The organism is 'Chrysanthemum coronarium' phytoplasma (genome assembly GCF_000744065.1).
Taxonomy (GTDB): Bacteria; Bacillota_I; Bacilli_A; order Acholeplasmatales; family Acholeplasmataceae; genus Phytoplasma; species Phytoplasma asteris.
On record NZ_BBIY01000047.1, the window covers coordinates 1 to 6,261 of the forward strand.

General features: G+C 24.5%; 5 protein-coding genes. 1 reads left to right on the plus strand and 4 read right to left on the minus strand.

Going from position 1 to position 6,261, the window contains the following annotated elements; all coding sequences use genetic code 11:
* From OYV_RS05590 to OYV_RS02855, 3 genes are all read right to left on the minus strand, one after another.
* On the minus strand, positions 1 to 960 hold a 960-nt coding region (locus OYV_RS05590), incomplete at its 3' end, for an AAA family ATPase (protein WP_042068181.1).
* 145 nt (positions 961 to 1,105) lie between these two features.
* A complete protein-coding gene (locus tag OYV_RS02850) occupies positions 1,106 to 1,789 on the minus strand; it encodes an ECF transporter S component (protein WP_042068183.1) in 684 nt (227 codons plus the stop codon).
* A gap of 125 nt (positions 1,790 to 1,914) precedes the next feature.
* Positions 1,915 to 2,931, minus strand: coding sequence for a lipoate--protein ligase (locus tag OYV_RS02855; RefSeq protein WP_042068184.1), 1,017 nt, complete (start codon positions 2,929 to 2,931; stop codon positions 1,915 to 1,917).
* A gap of 844 nt (positions 2,932 to 3,775) precedes the next feature.
* Here OYV_RS02855 and OYV_RS02860 point away from each other — a divergent pair.
* Positions 3,776 to 4,255 carry a hypothetical protein gene (locus OYV_RS02860; RefSeq protein WP_042068185.1) on the plus strand — a complete coding sequence of 160 codons (480 nt, stop codon included), beginning with the start codon at positions 3,776 to 3,778 and terminating at the stop codon, positions 4,253 to 4,255.
* Positions 4,256 to 4,482: 227 nt separating this feature from the next.
* Here OYV_RS02860 and OYV_RS02865 read toward each other — a convergent pair whose 3' ends face one another.
* Entirely contained in the window at positions 4,483 to 5,457 is a 975-nt protein-coding gene (locus OYV_RS02865; protein ID WP_152550836.1) for an IS3 family transposase, read from the minus strand.
* Between the last annotated feature and the right edge of the window lie 804 nt (positions 5,458 to 6,261).

Sequence of the window (6,261 nt, forward strand, 5' to 3'; positions counted from 1 at the left end):
AGTAGCAGCAATAATGATGATTTGTGAAAGTTTAAAAAAACCATCCATTTCTAATAAAAGTTGGTTTAGGGATTGGTCGTGTTCTCGTGATTCTATGATGGAGTTGTTTTTTCTTTTGGCTCCTAAAGCATCTATTTCATCAATAAAAATAATGCAAGGAGTAGTTCTTTTGGCTTTTTGAAATAAATCTCTTATTCTAGAAGCTCCAACTCCTACATAAACTTCGACAAATTCAGAACCAGAAACAGCATAAAAAGGAATTTTGACCTCATTAGCTAATGCTTTTACAAGTAAGGTTTTTCCTGTTCCTGGAGGTCCTTCTAATAATACTCCTTTAGGAATTGCAAAGCCCATTTTATGATATTTTTGAGGATGTTTTAAGAAATCTATTAATTCTTGGATTTCTTTTTTTTCTTCTTCAAGACCTGCTACATCTGCAAAAGTTATTTTGTCTTTGGAAGAATCAATGTTTGTATTAAATTTATTTATTTTGTTTGATAACATTTGTTTAAGATGAATTAAAATATAAAATATAAAAATAAAAGAAACAAGATAACTTATAAATTTGAAATATAATTCTAAAAAATTAAATTGGATATTTTCTTTGACTTCTACCAAAACATCTTTATATAAATAAAAAGCATATACTAAATAATCATAATTGGAGGCTGCCATTTTACAATAATATTTTTGATTATCAAAACTTTCTGCTTGGATTAAATAATGTTCTTTGTTCCAAATGCTGTATTGGCTTTTATAAGTATAATGAATTTTTTTAATTTCGTTGGCTTTAAATTTTGCAAATAGTTCGTACATATTTATTAAAGAAGCGTTTTTTAATTGATTTTTTTCTATCCAAAAATATGATAATTCTAGACTAATTAAAAATAATAAAATTAAAGATAATGGCAAAATAAAGCAGATAATAATTTTGTTTTTGTTAAAAAGTTTGAAAAACACTAAGTAAGTCTCCATGATGAAATTTATAAAAGAAAAGGTTATAAAAAAATTATTTTAATTAAATTTGTGTGTAATTAAATTAATAAAAGTGAATAGCGCACAAAAATTTATGTTGTTTGGGTTTGAAAAAAAGATTTTCCAAAATTTAATTTTCCTTGGAAAAACCATATAAAAATTCCATATTATCTTTAAGACGTAAATTAATTAAATAAAATAAAGCCCCTATGATGGTATTACTTACAATAACTGATGAAAAACTATAAATAAGATTAAGCGACCAAGAATAAGAAGGACTTGGGATGAACCACTTTAAAAAAGTTTTTTTGGCAAAGTTTTCTTGTAATAAATTAATAAATAAAATGCTTGAAATAATTTGAACTACACTAATTAACACTAAAGTTATTATAATAGGTGTTTTTTTGGTGAGATGATTTAAGTTTTTTTGATAAAATAAGCCCGAAAAAGAGCAGACAATATAGGGAAGAAAAAATCTGTAAAGGAAAATAAGGGCTTTGCTTGCATGTTCGTTTTCGTGGTCATGACTGTGATTATGATTTTCGTGTGTATGGTGTAATAACACTTCCATAAAAGAAAATTCCAAAACATAATGAATTAAAAGATAAAATAAACTAGCCCAAAATCCGTATTTAGGTCCAAAAAGATAACCTATTAAAATGATAAAAATTAATTCAATGCGAAAAAAAGCATAATTGCAAGGGATTGTTGCATTAATAGTATAACGAGAAAGAAGTTCCAAACCAAAAGCCAAAAATAATAAGAAAGAAATGGCAATGATTTTTCTTAAAACATTTTTTTGATTATTTAACATAAATATACCTTCGATTTTATTTTCATATTTTATTTTGCTAGTTTTTTGTGTAGTTTTTTCCTTGTTTATCTTTTTTTTGATAGTCTATATAAAAATTTTTCAATTTAGAACTATTTTAGTAATTGCTAATAATTTAAATTTTTAAGTTTTTCTTCTAAAATACCTTCTTTAAGTAAGCTTAAAAAATCATCATTAGTAGCATCCAAAATATAAAAACCGATGTTTGTTTTTTCCAAAACTTCTTGTATTTTTTCAGTTTGATAAGTTATTCCTTCAAAAAGTTTGCTAAATTGTTCTAAATTATCTTCTTTGTGAAAAAAATCTCCAATCAAAGTCATTTTTTCAATTAAACCAAATCTAATATCTAAAAAAATTTCTAATCCTCCCCAAGAAAAACGTTTTTTAAGTATTTTGGTGTGATGGGGTTGGGTTAAGAATAAAAATTCATTGGAAGCAAATTGGAGAGAATCTTTTTCTATTGATTTTATTTCTTGGTCACTAAGTATATAAGTTTGGTCAGTTAAAGCCTCAGTTAAATACTGCATTAACTTTTCTTGTGACATATCTGGAAGATAGCCTTTGAGGTTAGTTACTCGGGAACGTACACTTGCAATTCCTTTAGAAATTAATTTTTGGTCGTTTGGAGTAATTGTGTTTATCATAGTTTGAAAATCGCAATTATAAAGAAGTGTTCCATGAGTTACCATGCCATTTTGGTTTTGCATAAAGGCATTTCCAGAAATTTTTTTGCCTTCTAGTAAAATGTCGTTTCTGCCACTAAATTCAACATTAAGTCCTAATTTTTGTAATGCAACGACAATTTTAGCTAAAAAAGGTTTAAAACTGAAATTTTTTTCTTTTTTGGCAATAATGCTAAAAAGAGGAGTTTGAGGATCATTATAAACACATCCTCCGCCAGTAGGTCTTCTAAATAAAGGAATTTTATGTTCTTTGAGGTAATCTAAATTAACTTCGTTTTCAATTATTTGATTTTTCCCAACTACAACTCCTTTGATTTTCCAAATAAAAAAAAAGCTTTTTTGAGGTTTTTGCTTTAATAAATGATTAAGGGCGTATTGTTCTAGGGCGTAATAAAAATAAGGTTTAAGGTCGCAGATGCGATTAATTTGAATCAAAATCATAATAAAATCCCCTTGTAAAGTATTATTAAAGTATTATAAATGTTTTTTCCAGTAATATTATATCATTTATCAGTTATGTAGACTCATATTAATCTTTTTTGCTTTTTTTCTCTAACTCCAAAATCAAATCATTTAAATTTTTTCCCTCTATTTTCCACCAAAACTAAATTATAAATTATAGATTAAAAAAACATAATTTTTGCCATTTATAAATGTTATTTTAGTCAAAAAAATATAAATTTATCCAAAATTAGAACTGCTATAAATTAAATAAAATTATTGAGAGGCTCAAAAAAGCCTCTTTTTTTAATATATAAAATTGCAAGGAAAACGCTCATTATATAAAGATTAGTGAGCGAAAAACTTGTTTTTTTGTGATAAAATGATATTAATAGCAAGTTTTTTATTTTTAAATTGCTGTTAAAAAATTTTTAAAATAAGGGGGCCATTTATCATAAAAAAATAATAGTGTAGATTTTTCCATTTTAGGAATATTTATTTTATTTCTTATTTCGTTTTTTATTCTTTTCTTATTTCGTTATTTTTTAAGTTTTTTTGCGTATTTGTATATTTGTATATTTTTTTATTTATTTTGTAAAGTTTTTAAAATTATCAAATATTTAATTATAAGTGTTTGGGATACATCGAGATTTTGCTTTCTAATAATCACCCATTTTTTATTTTTTTAAAAAAGAAGATTTTTTAATTATGTTTTTAACCCAAGTTATTTTTTATAATAATTTTAACAACATTAATAATAATATTTAATAACAAAACAAAGATAATCATTAGCAAAAAAAATAATATGATAGGAGAAAAACATTGCAAATGAATAATTCAGCAAATGAATAATTCAAGCAAACAATCTAAACCATTTAATAATTTAAAATTATCTAAATTTTATTTTTTATTAGTTTTTTCAACTCTCTTTTTTATACATTTTTTTAATTTAGCTACACAAGCGAAGGCTTTAGAATTTGATCCAGAAGACCCACATTTAGAAGATGAAGCAAAAACAAGAAAAGAAAATCAAGAAGTAATGTGGGGTCCAGTATTTAATACCCCCGATCACACTTTAACTAAATGGGACGGTGATTTTAAAGTTGTAAAAACTGCAACTGAAACACCAAATAATTTACTTTTGCTGACAAGTAGAGCTTATGATGCACAAAACAATCTTTTGTGGGGTCATGAAGATACTTGGGATAGAACCTATGAGCTGTTCCGATTTTTTAGACATATTTTAATTTCAAAATTACTCTTTAAGGCTAAAAAATTAATAGATAATTTCATATCTTTTCAAACTAAAGAAATATTTTTTTAAATTTCAAAAAGTTTCTAAACATTTTAATAATTCTTTAGTTTCAAAAGATATTTTTTTAAAATATTTTATCCTTTCACTATATATTTAAGTAAAAAAAGTTAAAAAATCCCATATAAAATGAAAATATAATTATTTTTTTACGTAATTATGTTATTTGGGTGAAAAAAAGGTTCAAAAAAGTAACCTCTTTTTCAAGGCTAAACATTAAAATAAATTAAAAAAATAATTTATATAAGATTTTGGGAATATTGAGAAGGAGATGAATAATTTAATTTAGCTAAAATCCATTGATTGTTCCAAAAATTAGGGAAATAATTGATTATTTTTTTAACTTTTTCGGTTGATTTTTGAAATAAAAAAGGATGTTGGTGTTGTAAGATAGTTTTCATTTGTCCAAAAAAGTTTTCAATTACAGCGTTATCACGCGGAGTAGCTTTTCTTGACATGCTGATTAAAAAACCTTTTTTTGTTAAAGTTTGTTGAACTTTTTGTGATTGATAAACTGTTCCTTGGTCAGAATGAATAATACAAGGTTCCTTTAATGGAGGTAATTTTTTGATGGTGTTTAAAACTAATTCTTTATTTTGATATTTTGAAGTGTGGGAAGCTATAATTTGGTTGTTGAAAGAGTCAATAATACAAGAAAAATATAAAAATCCTTGTGGAGTTTTGAAATAAGTAATATCTGTAAAGAGTTTTTGTAAAGGGGTTGTTGATATAAAGTCTTGATTAATTAAATTGTCTAGCACTTTTAATTTAACTTTTAAATTATTTTTATAATTATATTTATTTTTTTTGATTCTTAAACGACAAAAAATACCGTTTTCTTTCATAATAGTATAAACTTTTTTCTTTGTAATAGTTTCATTAAAAATTTTTTGGTATAAATCAGTGATTTTCCGATGACCGTAAAAATATTCATGTTGTAAACATAAAGCTTTAATGCGATTTTGTTGTAACAGGTATTTTTCTTCTTTGGCTTGGATTTTATTTTCGACTTTTAACCAATAATAATAAGTACTTCTTTTGGTTCGGATAGTCTTTAAAATAGTTGTTAAATTTAGTTTTTGATTAAATTGTTTAACCAATTCAAAAACTATTTTTTTATCAGTTTTTTGATTTTTTTTCATTAGAGATTGCAATAATTTATTTTTTTGTTTTAATATTTCAGCTTTTTTATCAGTTATTTTTTTATTTTTCATGATTTAAATATTGTTTCCTTTTTGTATGCCATATACATCAACCATTATAACTCTAAATCATTATATTCATTGAAAAAAAGGGGTCGCGCGGAACTGGGGGATTTTTATTTTTATTCTTATTTTACTTATATGTGCTTATAATTGTTGTTAGCGCTTCAGCGCGTTAGGGGATTGTGTTTGGTTAATTTTTAAAACATCTCTTTTTAATAATGGAAAGGAAAAATAGGGAGTTATTTATATATCGAAAAATAATAATGATAGATAAAAGATACAACGATAATATCAAATATCGAATATCATTATCATTATCGATATAATATATAAAATATCACTCCTTAAAAATGTTTGGTTTTTTAAAGTATTTTAGATATTGAAAGTGTTATAAAACTGTTAGTGAAGTGTTATAAAACTGTTAGTGAAGTGTTATAAAACTGTTAGTGAAGTGTTTATTTGATTTTGGATATATATTTATACATGGGATGTATTTTTTTAACCCGATAGCCCTGTTTATTTTTGGTTAAAAATAATTTGATGTGTTTTAACATTTTAGTTATAAATAAAAAACCCCTAAATCCCCAAAGGGGACTTTATAGGAGGGGTTTAATAGTTAATCTAAGTATACTTCGGCTGGCCGCCTAATTCGCTCTGCTCGTTAAGGGGTATAATTATATTCATATCTAATTTGAAATGTCATATAGGCATAAAATAATTAGTTTTAGAGGTATTATAAAATTGATAAATTGATTAAAATTAACATTCCGCGGAAATAGATTTTTATTTTACATTAAATAAATAAAATACACA